Raw genomic sequence first — 17,777 nt, forward strand, 5'->3', positions numbered from 1 at the left:
TATTTTATATAAAACATGCATTTCATCGATTATTCAGTCCATTAAAATTATTATCGATGAAATGCATCTTAAATAATTATATAATTTTATGTACATTCGTTTTTATTGGTTTTATTAGGAAAAGACCTCAATAAAAACCCAAATCACAAAAAACAATAGAATGACTAATAACGACATATTTAAAAAATTAAGAGTAGCTCATAAACTTAGAGACGATGATATCGTGAAAATTTTAGAGTTGGTAGACTTCAGAATAACGAAAAGCGAGCTTAATGCCATGTTTAGACGTGAAGATCATCCAAATTATATGGAATGTGGTGACCAAGTTTTAAGAAACTTCCTTAACGCATTAATAATCCATTTGCGTGGTCCGATGCCAAAACCTCAAAAAAGGAAGCTTTAAATTATCATTATCGTAAAAATAAAAACCTTAACACAAAATGTTGATTTAAGACCGTAAATTGCATATTGATTAAATCGTCCCTATGATTGACATTTCAAATGCAACTAAAGTCATTCCTAATATTACAGAAACTGAGATAAAAGCTCTTAATATAAGGTATAAATCGCTTACAGCAACTGAGCGAATTAAACAATTATACATCGACTTTGATGTGACAGAAGTTATGCTTACTAGTTCTTTTGCAGCTACTTCAGCATTTCTATTAAAGTTATTTTCTGAAGCGAATAAAAAGCAACAAGTTTTTTTTATTGATACTGGCTATCATTTTGAAGACACCTTAAAATACAAAGAACAACTTACCCAACAATATGGACTGAATGTCTCTTCTATTAGTGCATTAAAAGAAGAACATGACTTTACAACTAAAGATGAGACATGGAAAAAGAATCCAGACTTCTGCTGCTCTATTAATAAAGTAAGACCATTAGATACTATAAAAAATAAATATAAGGTTTGGGTTTCAGGTTTAATGGAATGGCAAAGTGACCATCGATCTACACTCGATATTTTTGAATTACGTGGAGAGATTTTAAAGTTCTATCCGTTGTTGGATATTACAAAAGAACAACGTGATGCATACATAAAAGAACATGATTTACCTTTTCACCCATTAGTTTCTAAAGGCTATAATTCGATTGGCTGTAAACATTGTACAGTTCCTGGAGATGATCGGAATGGTCGTTGGAATAACAGCCCAAAAACTGAATGTGGATTACATTTATAAAACAAAAAAGCTCTCAAATTGAGAGCTTTTTTAGTTTATATGAAAATATCTTGTTAAGCTAATACCTGTTGTACTTTATCGGCAGCTTCTTGAAATTCAGTTGCACTCATTACATCTAAACCAGAATTATCAATTAATTTTTTTGCAATATCAGCATTGGTTCCTTGTAAACGCACAATGATAGGAACTTCAATATTACCCATGTTTTGATAGGCATCAATGACACCTTGAGCAACACGATCACAACGAACGATTCCTCCAAAAATGTTTATTAAAATAGCCTTTACAGCTGGATCTTTTAAAATAATTTGAAAAGCAGCTTCTACACGAGCTGCATCAGCTGTACCACCAACATCTAAAAAGTTAGCTGGCTCACCTCCTGCTTGTTTGATTAAATCCATAGTTGCCATTGCTAGTCCAGCACCATTCACCATACAACCAACATTTCCATCAAGATCAACGTAGTTCAAGCCTAATTCTCCAGCTTCAACCTCAATTGGATTTTCTTCACGTAAATCACGTAACGCTGCTAAATCCTTATGTCTGTAAAGCGCGTTAGCATCTAAAGATACTTTTGCATCAACAGCCATAATTTTATCGTCACTAGTTTTCAATACTGGATTGATTTCAAATAAAGAAGAATCAGATTCTGCATACGCCTTGTATAAAAGCGTTACAAATTTGGTCATATCTTTAAACGCAGCTCCAGATAGTCCTAAATTAAAAGCAATCTTACGAGCTTGAAACGGTAAGATTCCAGTTGCTGGATCAATTTCTTCATTAAAAATCAAATGAGGTGTTTCCTCTGCAACAGTTTCAATATCCATTCCACCTTCTGTAGAATACATAATCATATTTCGACCAGTTGCTCTGTTTAATAAAACAGACATATAATACTCTTCTGGCTCTGAGTCTCCAGGATAATAAACATCTTCAGTAACCAACACTTGGTGTACACGCTTCCCTTCTGCTGAAGTTTGAGGTGTTACTAAGTCCATTCCAATAATTTGTCCTGCAATTGTTTTTACTTCATCTAAGCTTTTAGCCAACTTAACTCCACCACCTTTTCCACGACCACCTGCGTGAACCTGAGCTTTAATTACGTGCCAACCAGTACCTGTATCTTCAGTTAATTTCTTAGCTGCTGCAACAGCTTCATCAGCATTTTGTGCAACAATACCGCGCTGAATACGAACGCCAAAACTGTTTAATAATTCTTTTCCTTGATATTCGTGTAAATCCATTTGGTCTTGAAATTTATTGTTAGTCTTCGAATATGCTTCCGAAGTGTTTTTTTACGTCCACAAAAATAAACATACTTAAGGTTTTTACCAATATTTTTATGGAGATAATATTTCAGAAGAAATCTTCAATAAAAGAGTTTTATTTTAAAAAAAATCTTGTCATATCATTAGTGAAAATCGAACTTATTAATAGCTCAGTTAAAAGCATTTCAAGCCTTGTAGTGCATTTTTTTAGTATATTTGGTTTAGCCTCAAATCTTCTAATTACCTGTATTAAGAGATATGAAAATACCAACCATTTCATTTTTATTAGCCTTTTTGTTTTCAATACTTGGTCAATCACAAGACATCATAAAGGCTGATGAATTCAAAACTGTTTCTATTGATTCTTGTATTTCTTGGATGAGATTCAATTACAAGAGTGCAGATGTGGTTCAAGAGGTTGGACTTCAAACCTTAAAACGTTCTCAAAACATTGAAGCGGATTCTACTCTAGCTCAAATACATGAAGAATTATCCAAATGGCATGCGTATAATGGTCTTTTTTCTCCAGATTCTACGGTTCATCATTCTGAAAAAGCGCTAGAATTTTACAATAAAGGAACTGATAGAAATAAAATTGCAGACACCTACGAAATACTATCTCGTCACTATGTCAAAGCACGTAAATTGGAAAAATCGCAAGAGGTTCTCTTTAAAGCTATCACAATCTATGAAGAACTAAATGATGAAGCAGGTTTAGGCAGTGCTTATAGAACTCTAGGTGTTTTATACCGAGTAATGAAAGATTATAAAAAGTCAATTGAATACACAAATAAAGCTTTACCTTTTTTAAAAAAAACAGGAAATTATGGTTTACTTGGTATGGCTCAGTTTAATTTAATTATCAGTTATGGTGAACTTGGTGAATTTGAAAAAGCTTATGAAGCCACTGATTATTGCCTAGAGCTTGTTAAACAAAAAATTCCTGAAGAGGTTTTCATTCCTGTAAAAGCGCATTCATATAGAGGCGAAGTTTACGTTAGAGCAAAAAATTACAAAGAAGCTCTTAAGGATTACATCAAATCTTGGGAGTTGTGTATAGATATAATAGGCGAAGAACGCTGTGCTACATACAGAACTGAAATTGGACAAGTCTATTTACTTCAAAAGGACTATACTAAAGCTTTAGAACACTTGTCTGCTGGTGTAGAAGCATATGAAAAAAAAGGACAAGCTACTATTATTCAACAGTATGAAGATTTATCTGAGTGCTATGCGAATCTAGGAGATTTTGAAAATGCAATTTTATATAAGGAAAAAGCCAATGCTAATTCAACTCAAGTTCTCGAAGATAAAATAGCTAATCTTGAAACTGAAGCGGTAATAAAATACGAAACTGGCAAAAAAAATGAAGCTCTTGCTAGTCAAGAAGCAGTACTGAAACAAAAAGGAAAAACCCAAACTCTTATAATTATTATTGCAAGTTTATTAGCTGTATTATTAATTGCGCTGCTCTATTTTTTTAATAAAAACAAAAAAACTACCCGAATAATTAAGGCTAAGAACGCTGAAAACGTATTACTACTTAAAGAAATTCATCATCGTGTAAAAAACAATCTAGAACTCGTAAAGAGTTTAATTTCATTACAATCTGCCGACTTAGAAGATTCTGCAACAAAGGATGCTATGATAGCCAGCCAAAATAGAGTTCAATCTATGGGAATCATACATCAAAAACTCTATCAAGGAGAAAATCTAGGAAGTATCGATATGAAAGATTACTTCGTTAATTTAAGCGATGGCATTTTAGACACGTTTAATGCTGAAAACAAAGTTAAAATTGAATGCGCAATGGACCAATTAGAACTTGATGTAGATACTGCAGTTCCTATAGGACTTATTGTTAATGAACTAATAACCAATGCTCTTAAATATGCCTTTCCAGAAGATAGTAAGGGTAAGATTGAAATTAGTTTAAGCAAACCAAATCCAGAAACACTAACCTTAAAAGTCATAGACAATGGTATAGGTAAGGTCGAAGGTTCTTCACCTAAAGGAACAGGTTTCGGATCACAACTAATTAAACTATTGACGCTTCAACTCAATGGTGTTATGGAAGAAAAACACGAGAATGGCACATCTGTTTTATTTCAGTTTAAAACAAAAGTAGCTGCATAAACATCTATTTCGACAGGATCAGACGCAAAAACTCCTAATCATTTTAGTTAATACAATGTTAAAATTGTAAGGATTTTTTTACTATCTTTAACTTTCCCTAAAGTCTTTTTAATAGCTTTATTAAAGACTTATGATTAAAAAGCTGACCATAATATTTGTACTTTTTTGTACATTAAATACTATTGCGCAACAATCAGATTCAAATTTATCGACATTAGATAAATTAGTGAATTGGTTAGCCGTACATAAAAATAGTACTAAAGATTCAACAGCTCTTGGAGTAAATTCTAGAAAAGCAATTCTACTTTCAAAACAATCAAATAATCAAACTACGCTAGCGCAATCCTATGGCTATTTAGCTCTTTATCATAAAGAATATTCTAAACTTGATTCTGCCTTGTACTATTTCAGTAAAGTAAAAGATATTTATGTTAGTCAGAATAATGAGAATAATCTTGCCGCCACTTATATTGATATTAAAGAACTCCATACTTTAAAAGCCGATTATAATCAAGCAAAAAACTATGCCTATAAAGCCTTAGATCTTTACGAAAAATCAGGCAATCAAAAAGGAATTGCGCAATGTTATGCTCATATTGGAGATCTATTATATTATGAAAACAATTATAACCAAGCCGTTAAATATTGTGATAAAGCCATCATCATTCAAAAAGAAATTAATGCTAAAGAAGATTTAGCGCTCTCCTATCGTTTTAAAGCCAATAGTCAACTATTTACAGGCTTTGATTTAGAAAAGGCATTGGAATCAATAAATGCATCAATTGACACGTATAATGAATTAGGTGAAACAGGAGTACCAATCATGGCATCTGTTAACTGGAGAGGAAACATCTTCAAATATATGGATCGATATGAGGAAGCTATTATAGATTATCAAGCCAATTTTGATAACTCCAAAAAAATGGGACTTGATCGCTATTTAATTCCGTCATTGGCAAATATTGGTCATGTTTATCTAATGCAAGGAAATTATGAAGAAGCCTTACCATACAACTTAAAAGCTATTGAGCTTATCAAGCAAACGGGAAGAACACGGAATTTATGGGAAAACTATATGCATGTTTCTGAAATTTACGAATCTCTTGGTGATAATAAAATGGCGTTGTATTATCATCAGCTTTATGTTTCAGAATTAGAATCTTATAAAGACAATATTATCTTAAGTCTAGAAACTGATTCCCAAGCAAAGTATGAGGTAGGCAAAAAAAATGCAACGATCTTATTTCAGGACGATAAAATTAGTCAGCAAAAACGCACTAAGATTTTATATATTATACTTACCACTCTATTAGCATTTATTCTATTCGGCGTGTTTTATAATTATAGAAAAAATCAAAAAAGAAATCAGAAATTAGAAACTTTAAATGGTGCATTAGACACAAAGAATCAACAAAACGAATTACTACTAAAAGAAATTCATCATCGTGTAAAAAACAACCTCGAACTGGTAAAAAGCTTAATTGCTTTACAATCTGCTCAATTAGAAGATTCTCCAACAAAAGATGCCATGATTGCTAGCCAGAACAGAGTACAGTCCATGGGAATTATTCATCAAAAACTCTATCAAGGAGACAACTTAGGCAGTATTGATATGAAAGATTACTTCCTTAATTTAAGTGATGGAATATTAGATACTTTCAATGCTGAAGATAAAGTTAAAATTGATTGCGCCATGGAGCAACTAGAATTAGATGTCGATACAGCTATTCCTATTGGACTCATCGTTAATGAGCTCTTGACAAACGCTCTGAAGTACGCATTTCCAAAGGACAGCAAAGGAAAAATCAAAATAAGTTTAATCCAATCAAATCCAGAAACTCTTACCTTAAAGGTGGTTGATAATGGTATTGGAAAAACCTTTGGAACAGCTCCAAAAGGCACAGGTTTCGGATCACAACTTATTAAACTACTTACACAACAACTCAACGGAAATATGGAAGAGAAAAACGTCAATGGAACTTCTGTGTTATTCGAATTTAAAATTAAATCAGCAGCATAAATGAGTATACCTATAAAAATATTGATTGTTGAAGATGAGATGATAATAGCCGCAAATATCTCATTGCAACTAACTACGCTTGGTTATGAAGTTATTGGAATTGTGCCAAGAGCAGAGGAAGCTTTAACATGTGTTAACCAAGATCTACCAGATATTGTTTTAATGGATATTAATTTAAAAGGAGATATTGATGGAATAGAAACCGTGAAACTAATTAAAGAAATCCATGACGTCGCTGTTATCTATCTAACTGCCAATGCAGATGAAGCCAACTTTAGTCGTGCAAAAAGCACACATCCACATGCTTTCATTTCAAAGCCTTTCAAAAAACTGGATTTGCAACGAGCAATAGAATTAACAGCAGATCGTATTCAACAAGAAAAAAATGATGAAATAGTAGATAACGTTTCAACATCTGAACCTTCTCCATTCATGTTAAGTGACTGCATTTTTGTTAGACACCATGAAAAAATGGTCAAGGTTGATATTAAAGATATTTTATACATCGAAGCAGAACGTAATTACTGTCGTATTTATTCTAAAGGCAAAGAATACTTATTGGTAATGACCTTGAAAGATATGGATGAGAAATTACCAAACAAACACTTTTTAAGAGTACATCGCTCGTTTATTATTAATCTTTCTCAAATTGATGAGATTGCGACAAGCCACATCGTCATTGCAAAAAAAGCGATTCCTGTTAGTAAATCTTTAAAAGAAGAATTACTTAAAAGATTACAAACTATATAGTTAAGTCCAATACACCTTTTCTGAAAAATATTCGATAAACAGAATACCGTTTTCGGACATTATATGCATCCATTCGTCCTTGATGTGTTTCATAAATGCAAGATAATCACTTAATTAGTAATTGAGTATTAATCAATTATTAACCAACCAATTAATTATTATTTTATTATGAAAACGTTTAAAACAATTTTATCAGTAGCATGCTTTTTAATTATGCTTCCTATTACAGTACAAGCACAAGAAGATGAAAACTTCATATTGAACTTAACAGAATTCACTGTGAAATTTGGTCATGATTCTAACTTTACGGAAGGTGTGAAAAAATGGAACAAATGTTATAAAGACAACGAAGGAACCGACACTTGGAATGTATGGCATCGTTTACAAGGTAAAGGTAATGTGTATGTATTAGCAGCAAGAGCAAAAAATTGGGCAGAAATGGATGAAAGTGATCCAGCAGGAAAAAGTTGTAGAGCTATTGCTTTAGATTTCATTACACCTCATATAGAAAGTACTGAATTCAATACCACAAGATTCATGTCAGATTACAGTCGTAAAACGGCTCTAGAAGGCATGAGCATCGTATGGGTAAATAATTTTAAAGTTAACAATCAAATGGCTTTTAACGAAGTTGTAAAAGACGTTACATCTACTCTTGCTAAAAAAGAAGGCGACAATAGAGGATACTGGTACAGTGTTATGGGAGGACAAGGAGCAGACTATTTTGTATCTACTCCATTTAAAGATTTTGCTGATTTAGATACAGACAGAGATAATGTTTGGAAAGTTTACGAAAGCGTACATGGTAAATCAAAAACAAAAGAGATTCGTGAAAAATTTAATGCAACATTAGATGATGCTTGGGCTTACACGTTCACTTTAGTGAAAGATTTAAGCATGAAATAAAATAGTAATCATTAAAACCAACCACAATGAAAAATTTATTTCTATTAGCAATTACTGTAATTCTATTTACAGCTTGTGAAACTAAAGAGAAACGCTATACGCAAGATTCACCTGAAATTGAAACGGTAAAAAAACTGATTGCGAACTACAATTCAAAGACTTACGATACATCGTTCTATGCAGATTCTTCTAAGGCCTTTTTTAACAATTCAAAAACCCCAATTCTTGTAAAAGATATCATTGACTACCACAAAGCCAATGATGCCAATTATTCAAGTAGAGGATTTACTGGTGAAGATCCAGAATATGAAATGGTTGTTACAGATAAAGGAAACACTTGGGTGAATTGCTGGCTTGACTGGAAGGCTACTATGGCTGGAAACGGGAAAGCAATTGACATGCCTATACATCTTACTTATCAATTTGTAGATGGAAAAATTGTAAGAGAAGTTGGCTATTGGGATCCAACTGAAGTGGTTTTAAATCTTCAAGCAATTGAAGCAGAAAAAAAGGTAGTTATTGAAGAAGCAGAATAAAAATATAGCTTGACATAAACTAAACTTATTTGATCTATTGAGTAATTAACATCATTCAATAAGATTTATTCTAACAGGCAGAAACGATTTTTGTGGAGAGAATCGTGATAATACTAAACGATTTAGTTTTAGTGTTTAAAAAGAAATCAACCAACTAGATTATCATCTGCCTGTTTTTTTTATTTATTAAACTCATTCAATTATTCTCGAAACAAGAACATGAAAAAAGCAGGTATCATAGGAGGTTCTGGTTTTATTGAAAGTGATGTAATCTCACTTTTTCTAAATACAAATTTTGATGTAAAAGTGTCTACTACTGATATTTCAAAAAAAGAAAACTATGAACATCTAATGGAATTAGAGCATTCTGAAAACCTCTATGTCTGTGAGATTGATTCTGAAAAAGAATCTGCACTTCATAATTTCACTAAAGACTGTGATCTCGTCATCTTTATTAATCCTTCCGATATCAAATTTTAAAACTTATCAAACAAATGAAAAAACTACCAATCTTAGTATTTCTATCATTTATTACAATAGCAATGGCATTTGGTCAAAACAAATCTACAGAATCAAACATAAAAATGTATGCTCAAGTATGGGACGACATTATGAATAAAGGCCAGATAGATAATATTAATCCAAAATATTTTGATGCGAATATTACAGCTATTTCAAGTCCGGAAAATATCGTAGGTATCGAAAATTTCAAGGCTTATTATCAAAACTTTATAACTGGTTTTTCTGACATCGATTTTACAGTTGTAGATGTTTTTGGCCAAGGAGATAATATCGTAAAACATTGGAACTTTAAAGGAAAACACACTGGTGAATTCTTCGGAATTCCAGCAACTAATCGATCGGTTGATATTCAAGGTGTAACTCTGGTAAAAATGAAAGATGGAAAAATTTCTCAAGAACAAGACTTTATGGACAATACTGTGTTTATGCAACAGCTAGGATTATTATCTAATCCTGATAATGTTGGAATAATAAATAGTGTCTATGAAAATTTTTCAAAAGGAGATATACCATCTGTTCTAGGAATGATGGATCCTAAAATTGTATGGAATGAAGCTGAAAGCAACTCACTCGCTGATGGCAATCCATATATAGGACCAGATGCTGTACTAGCTGGTGTATTTTCACGTCTAGGAGATAAGTATGCAAGTTTTTCATTACAAGATATCCAACTTCATGATATGGCAAACAATCAAGTATTAGCGACACTTCGTTACAATGCTAAAATGAAAACTACAGAAAAAGATATAGATGTTCAAGCTGCACATCTTTGGTCTCTTAAAGATGGGAAGATTATTGAGTTTCAGCAATATGTTGATACTAAGAAATTAGCTGATTCAGAAGGTAAATAATTTCAAATTATAGCATTAAAATCCAACCAAATGAAAACTATTCCACATAAAACGGAACGCTTACATGCATTAGATTCTCTTAGAGCTATTATGATGATGTTAGGGTTGGTGTTGCATTCTGTTATAACATACATAGGAGGCGAACCATATAGTGCCTGGCCAATTAGAGATCCTAATAACTTCAATATTAATTTAGAATTAATAAATAGCACAATACATGTATTTCGTATGCCAATATTTATGGTTGTAGCAGGTTTCTTTGCTGCTCTTCTATTTTATGATCGTAGTGCTTCAAAAATGTTCAAAAACAGAATGTATAGGATACTTCTCCCCTTTCTTGTCTTCGTCATTATTTTATTTCCTTTAGTAATGGGAGGAATGAATTATACACTAAAAGTTTTTGATGGAAATGTAAATGCTTTCTCAGAAGTACTTGCCTCTTTTTCTTCGTTGTCAGATTTCATTCCTTTAAGGACTATGCATTTATGGTTTTTATATTACTTAATCATGTTCTCTATTGCATCATATCTTTTAGGCTTGCTTTTTCAAAAAGCGCCTAAAGTATCTCAATTTACTCATAAGATTTTTCATTCCGTATTCCAAAGTCCTTTTTTAAGGTTAATCGTTTTCACAGCTATCACTGTTATTTTACTTGTATATATGGATAGAAGCTGGGTAGCAACTTCAACAAGTTTTATGCCTGACCTTAATACCTTCATATTTTACTTCTTCTTCTATATGTTTGGATGGTTACTATTTAAATCAAAGTCACTTCTAGGAACTTTTAAACGTTTTGATTGGTTCTTCACAATTTTAGCTTTTGTTGCATACATCTGGTATTTTTATATTGGTTATGAGGTTCTTGATCCTTTCTCAATTAAAGTTATTAAAGCGTCTTGTTGTTGGTTACTAATTTTTGGAGTTACTGGTTTATTTTTAAGATACGGAAGCAATCATTCTGCGAGAATGCGATATGTTTCAGACTCATCATATTGGGTGTATTTATTACATCTACCACTAACCATTATTATTCCCGCTTTAATTGTAGACTGGGATATCCCAGGAACATTAAAATTCATATTTGTAATGACCTCAACAGCAGTTATCTGTTTTGTAACCTATCATTACTTAGTTAGAAACTCCTTTATTGGAAAGTTTTTAAACGGCAGAACATATCCTAGGCAAATTTCAGAAATAAGAAAAGCGCACGAAGCAGAACAATTAAAAGTGCAATTTGATAAATAAAAATCATTAGATGAAGTCATTAAAAAATAAATTAATATTCACTAGAAGCTTGACTGGAAGTGCTGTATCTCGTTATTTCTCTTTTTCAGCATTGTATATCGCACAAGGGATTCCTGAAGGTATTTTATTTTTTGCGCTACCTGCTTGGTTAGCTATGAATGGTAAATCAGCAGTAGAGATAGCAGCTTTTATTGGTGTTATTTTAATTCCTTGGAGTTTTAAAATATTGATTGCACCATTAATGGATCGCTTTACCATTCTATCCATGGGAAGAAAACGACCTTGGGTGATTTTTGGTCAATTAGGTTTAATTCTAAGTTTCTTGAGTATCGGATTTGTTCCAGATCCATTGAATAATAATTCAGGCTTAATGATTGTAGGTTTCTTAATTAGTTTTTTTGGAGCTTTTCAAGATGTCGCAACTGATGGAATGGCTGTTGATGTCATTCCAATTGATGAGCAAGCAAGAGCTAATGGACTAATGTGGGGAACAAAAATAATCGGAACATCAGTTTCTCTAATAGTTGGTACTGCACTCATTAATAGTATCGGGTTTTCCTTAGCGATTTCTTCTTTATCAATTGCTGTTGCATTAATTATGATTGTTCCTATTTATTTTACAGAACGTCCAGGTGAAAAAATCATGCCTTGGTCTAATGGAGAAGCCAATGCTGAATCTAAAGAAAGTCAGTTAAGAAGCTGGAAACAAATTTTAAAAAGTTTGTATAGAGTTGTTAAATTACGTTCAAGTTTAATTTTTTGTATTGCGTCTTTCATTATTGGAATTATGTATGGTCTTATCGACACAGTATTACCAATATTTTCGATACAAGAATTAGGCTGGACAAATACATCATTCTCTCAAGTGTTTTCAATAATTAACATCATAGCTGGTTTTTTTGGAATGTTCATTGGTGGTTATATGGTTGATTATTTTGGAAAACTTAAAATGCTTACCCTTTATTTAGGACTGGTGACTGTAGTAATTACAATATTTGCTTTTACCACAACCTTCTGGACAAATAATATATATGTTTATGGCTTCATGTTAGTCTACTATATACTATACACATTTTTATGTATTGCAGTATTTGCTTCAGGAATGAACCTATGTTGGAAAACCGTTGCTGCTACACAATTTACATTATATATGGCTATATCTAATATGGGACGAGCTGCAGGATCTGCATTAGTAGGAGTTATAAAAACAAGTTTTAGTTGGGAATATGTCTTTCTAGCTGCAGCAATAATGGCATTAATAATGGGAATAATGGTTCAATTCATTAACTTTAAGAACCATAAAGAGAAAGTAGATAGCTTTAAAATTTTAGACCATACGTTCGTAACACCTCATGTTATTGATGATTAAAATAATACAAATCCATTATGAGAAATAAATTAGCATTCACGGTTTTAACTATATTCTTGTTAGTTTTTACGAACTGTCAAAAACCTAAATCCGAATCGATTTCAGAAACTTCGAAGTCTAATTATTTAGACTATTCTGATAAAGAAGACCAATTTACTGGTGGCATAAAAATGGTTCCTATAACAACCGCTAAAGGCACTTTTAATGTGTGGACCAAGCGTGTTGGTAATAATCCAAAGATGAAAGTGCTGCTGCTTCATGGAGGTCCTGGAGGCACTCATGAATTTTTCGAATGCTTTGATGGTTATTTACCTAATGAAGAAATTGAATATGTGTTTTATGATCAGCTAGAATCTCATTTCAGCGATAAACCTAATGATTCTACTCTTTGGACAACCGAACATTTTGTGGAAGAAGTTGAGCAGGTTAGAAAAGCGCTTGATATGGATAAGGATAACTTCTATCTCTACGGACAATCTTGGGGAGGAATTTTAGCAATGGAATATGCATTGAAATACCAGGACAATTTAAAAGGTTTAATTATTTCAAACATGATGGCTAGTATTCCTAAATATGAAGCCTATGCTGCTGAAGTTTTAGGGCCACAATTACCTCCTGAAGTCTACAAAGAGATTAAAACAATGGAAGCTAATGAAGATTTTAGCAATCCAAAGTATGAAGAGCTCGTTATGCAACATTATTATACCGAACATGTTTTAAGAATGCCATTAAATGAATGGCCAGAATCTGTAACTAGAGCCTTTGGTCACCTCAACCCAAATATTTATATCTATATGCAAGGCTTCAGCGAATTTGGAGTTACTGGTGACGCTAGTTTAAAAGGCTGGGACGTTTCAAACCGTCTAAAAACTTTAGAAGTCCCTACCTTAATGATAGGAGCTACTTACGATACAATGGATCCAAAGTATATGGAGTGGATGTCTACCGAAGTTAAAAATGGTCGATTTTTATTATGTCCAAACGGAAGCCATTTATCACAATACGATGACCAAAAAACATACATGAATGGATTGATGAAATTCATAAAAGATGTAGACAAAGGGACACTCTAAAGTTTTCAAAAACCAGCCAAACATGATTACTAAATTCGGAGAGAAATCCACAAGATTATTTGAAAAATACATGCCGAATGCGTTCGTATTCGCTATGCTTCTAACTATTTTCACTGGCTTTATTGCCTTAATCTGGTTACAGGCTTCTCCAATGGAAATCATTAAAGGATGGTACGACGGATTTTATTCTTTATTGGAGTTTGGGATGCAAATTGTATTGATTATCATCACTGGATTTGCTATTGCATTGTCACCAGTTGTAAATCAAAGTATTGACAAATTAACCAACTACATCAAAACACCACGACAGGTTTACTTTTTTGTTGCAATGATTGGTGCTTTGCTGTCACTCATTAGTTTTGGATGGATTGTTATTACTTGCGTTTTAGCAAGGGAATTGGCGATGAGAATTAAAGGTGTCAATTACCCATTTTTAATCGCCTGCGTTTATTTTAGCGGAGGAAGTTGGGTCACTGGTCTTTCGAGTTCTATTCCGCTACTATTAGGTACAGAGAATAATTATTTAATCGAAGCTAGAATCTTAACAGATATTATTCCAACCTCGCTCACACTGGGTTCTGGACTAAACTTTGCAATGATGACGCTCTACGTTTTATTCGCACCCTTAATGATTGTTTTTCTAATTCCGAAAACGAAGAACATCAAACAACTTGAGGATATGCTGGAAGATAAAGCGGTTAAAAAAGAACTTTCCATAAAAGAAGAAGCTTTTAGTCTGAACTTATCATACAAGTCAGTTTCCGACAAATTGAATAATGGTGTCGTACTTCTTATTTGTATTGTGTTGATGGGATTGACTTATATCATCTATCATTTTTATACCAACGGTTTTCAATTGAATTTTAATATCATGATTTTCATTTTCTTGATTACTGGATTGGCACTACATAAAACACCAATGCGCTATGTGATTGCTATGAAACGCTCCAGTAGCAATGTTTCTGGAATTCTATATCAGTATCCTTTTTACGCTGGTATTATGGGTATCATGCTTTACACAGGTTTAGGCGAGAAATTGGCAGAAATCCTTGCCTCTGTTGCTACCATAGAGACGTATCCCTTTTTCGCATATATTACTGGAGGTCTAATCAATTTCGCTATCCCATCTGCAGGTGGCGAATTTGCAGTTGTAGGTCCAAGTATTATCAATGCTGTTAAAGTGATTGGTGAAGGTTTACCAGACAACGAGGTTACAGCAATGATATCAAGAGCTTCTTTATCTATTGCCTATGGAGAAAGCCTTTCTAATGTATTACAACCCTTTTATTTATTGCTTGTATTTCCGATTATGGGAACTGGTATTAAAATCCAAGCGAGAGATGTGATGGGTTATCTCGTTGCTCCATTTATTGTGTTCTTTATCATACAATCCATATTAGTGACTTGGATGCCATTATAAAATCAAGAAATAAACCAGCCAAAAACCACCAAAAATGAATCTAAAACAATCAATGCTCATTGCATTAATCTTAAGTCTCCTGAGTTTAGGAGCTTGGGAAATGTATTGGAGAGCACAGAATAAATTACCAGATTTAGACGACAACAAAGACCTTTGGGCTGTACAAAGGGCTAAAGCAGAAACATTGTCTGAAGATGGTGTCATCTTAATGGGATCATCTCGAGTTCTCTTTGATATTCAATTAGACCAATGGGAAAATGAAACTGGAGTTAGACCAATACAATTGGCATCTGCTGGAGCTTCACCTCTTCCTATTTTTCATGATATTGTAAATAATACAGATTTTAAAGGCACTGTTTTGGTTGGTGTGACTCCTGGTCTATTTTTCTCAACTACATTTCCTAAAGCTGGTCCTTGGAAACGAGCACAAAGTAGAGTGGATTATTTTGAAGATAGGACTTACGCACAACGACTTAATCATTGGCTGTCTCTACCTCTACAAAAAAACCTAGTACTGGTTTCTACAAGTGAAGAAGGTTGGTCAGACGATATCGATTTAAAATCTTTATTGAATAATTTTAATTCAGGAGACAGAACTGGAAAACCTCAATATCCTCCATTTAATACGTTCGCCTATATAGGACAAGACAGAAACAATCCAATGAGCGAAAAAACGGCAACAGACACAGCTTTTGCTAATTCAATAAAAGCAGCATGGAAATTTGTAATCATGGGTAACAAAAACCCTCCCGAAAAAGAGGCTACAACTAATTTCTTTGTTGCAGATGCAAAAAAATTCATGGAAAGAGGTGGCAATTTAATTTTGGTTCGTTGTCCTTCCAGTGGTTGGATAAAAGAAGGTGAAGACAAGTTTTTGTCACGAGCCGATTTATGGGATCCACTTGTAAAAGCTACTAAGGCAAATGCTTATTATTATGAGGATTACGATCAGCTCAAAGATTTAGAATGTCCAGAGTTATCTCATTTATCTGCAACAGACGCTCGGTTTTTTACTACAGAGCTAGTAAAAATAATGAAAGCCGATGGTGCTTTATCTAACTCTAAAACTAACTAATTATGTTATTCAACTCTTTAAGTTTCGTAGTGTTTTTAGTTATTGTTTTGGCACTTTATTATTCAAAACTTTTAAAATGGACTGGTAAAAAAAGGATGTTGCTTCTTGCGAGTTATGTTTTTTATGGCCTTTGGAATCCACCTTTGGTTATTCTACTATGGATTTCTACTATTGTGGATTGGACAGCTGGCAATAAACTAGCTATTGAAACCAATAAGAAAAAACGCAAAATGTGGCTCCTTTTGAGCATGTTCGTTAATCTTGGTTTTCTTGCTTTTTTTAAATATGGTAATTTCCTATTAGAGAACTTTACTTTAGGAATGAATGCTTTAGGATTAGCATATGAGCCTAAGCCAATGGATATTATTCTTCCTATGGGAATTTCCTTTTATACGTTTCAAACCATGTCTTATACCATAGACATGTACAATAAAAAGATTAAACCTGCTCGTACATTTTTAGATTTTGCTTTGTACGTCACGTTCTTTCCTCAGTTGGTAGCTGGTCCTATTGTGAGAGCCAAAGATTTAATCACTCAGTTTTATGAAGAAAAAAAAGCCACTTCACAGCAATTTATTTGGGGAACTTTTCTTTTGACTATTGGACTATTTCAAAAAGTTGTTTTAGCAGATACCATGTTAGCAGATGTGTCAGATGAGGTTTTTGGATCTAAAGATCTACTTCATAGCTTAGATGCTTGGACAGGCACACTGGCCTTTTCTGGACAAATATTTTTTGATTTCGCAGGTTATTCAACTTGTGCAATTGGTATTGCATTAATGCTTGGTATAATTCTACCAGACAATTTTAGGTATCCTTATGCCTCAATAGGGTTTTCAGATTTATGGAAACGTTGGCATATATCTTTGTCTACATGGTTAAGAGATTATTTATACATCCCTTTAGGTGGAAACAAAAATGGCATTACAAGAATGTATGTTGCTCTTATGCTTACCATGTTACTAGGTGGTTTATGGCATGGAGCTGCTTGGACATTTGTAATTTGGGGAGCACTTCATGGCACTTACTTAGTTATTGAACGCTTACTCAAACAAAAGATCAATGTTAAAATCAATGCATTTAATGGAATATTATTAGCTCTTCTAACCTATACACTTGTCAACTTTACTTGGGTATTTTTTAGAGCTAGAGAATTTTCAACAGCAAAAAACATGATAAGCTCTATGCTCTTTATGAATCCTGAAGGTGCAAAAATTCTTCATGACTTTGATATTATTAAAGTTTTAATACTTACAAGTATCTTATTTATATGTCATTGGATCATGAGAAATACATCAATGAAAGAAGTGTCGCAAAAAATATCCCCTTTAGTTTTAGGAATAGTTTGGGCAATAATGTTATTCTTAATCGCAATTGCTCAAGGCAGTAGTGAACAGTTTATCTATTTTCAATTTTAAA

At 33.0% G+C, this 17,777-nt stretch carries 16 protein-coding genes; 15 read left to right on the top strand and 1 reads right to left on the bottom strand.

The window, feature by feature from the left end:
* Positions 1 to 160 precede the first annotated feature (160 nt).
* Together RH81_RS00300 and RH81_RS00305 are read left to right on the top strand one after the other, a co-directional pair.
* Positions 161 to 403 carry a DUF1456 family protein gene (locus tag RH81_RS00300; protein WP_033955994.1) on the top strand — a complete coding sequence of 81 codons (243 nt, stop codon included), beginning with the start codon at positions 161 to 163 and terminating at the stop codon, positions 401 to 403.
* A gap of 82 nt (positions 404 to 485) precedes the next feature.
* Positions 486 to 1,187: a phosphoadenylyl-sulfate reductase gene (locus RH81_RS00305; RefSeq protein ID WP_033955995.1), complete on the top strand. Its 702-nt coding sequence runs from the start codon at positions 486 to 488 to the stop codon at positions 1,185 to 1,187.
* A 53-nt stretch (positions 1,188 to 1,240) separates the two neighbouring features.
* On the opposite strand, the gene sucC is transcribed toward RH81_RS00305, so the two are convergent.
* Positions 1,241 to 2,431, bottom strand: a complete 1,191-nt coding sequence (sucC, locus tag RH81_RS00310; protein ID WP_033955996.1) for an ADP-forming succinate--CoA ligase subunit beta — start codon at positions 2,429 to 2,431, stop codon at positions 1,241 to 1,243.
* A gap of 282 nt (positions 2,432 to 2,713) precedes the next feature.
* Here sucC and RH81_RS17190 point away from each other — a divergent pair, with 282 nt between their 5' ends.
* The 13 genes from RH81_RS17190 (at position 2,714) to RH81_RS00380 (ending at position 17,776) form a co-directional block, all read left to right on the top strand.
* Positions 2,714 to 4,591: a histidine kinase dimerization/phosphoacceptor domain -containing protein gene (locus tag RH81_RS17190; protein WP_052172341.1), complete on the top strand. Its 1,878-nt coding sequence runs from the start codon at positions 2,714 to 2,716 to the stop codon at positions 4,589 to 4,591.
* Between the two features lie 130 nt (positions 4,592 to 4,721).
* Positions 4,722 to 6,611: a tetratricopeptide repeat-containing sensor histidine kinase gene (locus tag RH81_RS00320; RefSeq protein ID WP_081988149.1), complete on the top strand. Its 1,890-nt coding sequence runs from the start codon at positions 4,722 to 4,724 to the stop codon at positions 6,609 to 6,611.
* A complete protein-coding gene (locus RH81_RS00325) occupies positions 6,612 to 7,361 on the top strand; it encodes a LytR/AlgR family response regulator transcription factor (protein ID WP_033955997.1) in 750 nt (249 codons plus the stop codon). It begins immediately after the preceding gene.
* A gap of 168 nt (positions 7,362 to 7,529) precedes the next feature.
* Complete coding sequence (locus RH81_RS00330) at positions 7,530 to 8,267, top strand: hypothetical protein (RefSeq protein WP_052172342.1); 738 nt, start codon at positions 7,530 to 7,532, stop codon at positions 8,265 to 8,267.
* 26 nt (positions 8,268 to 8,293) lie between these two features.
* Positions 8,294 to 8,803, top strand: coding sequence for a nuclear transport factor 2 family protein (locus RH81_RS00335; protein ID WP_033956003.1), 510 nt, complete (start codon positions 8,294 to 8,296; stop codon positions 8,801 to 8,803).
* A gap of 219 nt (positions 8,804 to 9,022) precedes the next feature.
* Complete coding sequence (locus RH81_RS00340; RefSeq protein WP_033956006.1) at positions 9,023 to 9,283, top strand: hypothetical protein; 261 nt, start codon at positions 9,023 to 9,025, stop codon at positions 9,281 to 9,283.
* 14 nt (positions 9,284 to 9,297) lie between these two features.
* Positions 9,298 to 10,176 (top strand): ester cyclase, encoded by an 879-nt coding sequence (locus RH81_RS17230; protein WP_081988150.1) that lies wholly within the window; start codon positions 9,298 to 9,300, stop codon positions 10,174 to 10,176.
* A 30-nt stretch (positions 10,177 to 10,206) separates the two neighbouring features.
* Positions 10,207 to 11,421: an acyltransferase family protein gene (locus tag RH81_RS00355; protein WP_033956008.1), complete on the top strand. Its 1,215-nt coding sequence runs from the start codon at positions 10,207 to 10,209 to the stop codon at positions 11,419 to 11,421.
* Positions 11,422 to 11,431: 10 nt separating this feature from the next.
* Positions 11,432 to 12,790 carry an MFS transporter gene (locus RH81_RS00360; RefSeq protein WP_033956011.1) on the top strand — a complete coding sequence of 453 codons (1,359 nt, stop codon included), beginning with the start codon at positions 11,432 to 11,434 and terminating at the stop codon, positions 12,788 to 12,790.
* A 17-nt stretch (positions 12,791 to 12,807) separates the two neighbouring features.
* Positions 12,808 to 13,863, top strand: coding sequence for a proline iminopeptidase-family hydrolase (locus RH81_RS00365; RefSeq protein WP_033956014.1), 1,056 nt, complete (start codon positions 12,808 to 12,810; stop codon positions 13,861 to 13,863).
* A 22-nt stretch (positions 13,864 to 13,885) separates the two neighbouring features.
* Positions 13,886 to 15,283, top strand: coding sequence for a short-chain fatty acid transporter (locus RH81_RS00370; protein ID WP_033956022.1), 1,398 nt, complete (start codon positions 13,886 to 13,888; stop codon positions 15,281 to 15,283).
* 34 nt (positions 15,284 to 15,317) lie between these two features.
* Positions 15,318 to 16,358: a hypothetical protein gene (locus tag RH81_RS00375; protein ID WP_033956026.1), complete on the top strand. Its 1,041-nt coding sequence runs from the start codon at positions 15,318 to 15,320 to the stop codon at positions 16,356 to 16,358.
* Positions 16,359 to 16,360: 2 nt separating this feature from the next.
* Positions 16,361 to 17,776: an MBOAT family O-acyltransferase gene (locus RH81_RS00380; RefSeq protein ID WP_033956029.1), complete on the top strand. Its 1,416-nt coding sequence runs from the start codon at positions 16,361 to 16,363 to the stop codon at positions 17,774 to 17,776.
* Position 17,777: the final 1 nt, after the last annotated feature.

Origin of the sequence: Psychroserpens jangbogonensis, assembly GCF_000797465.1 — a bacterium.
GTDB classification, from domain to species: Bacteria; Bacteroidota; Bacteroidia; order Flavobacteriales; family Flavobacteriaceae; genus Psychroserpens; species Psychroserpens jangbogonensis.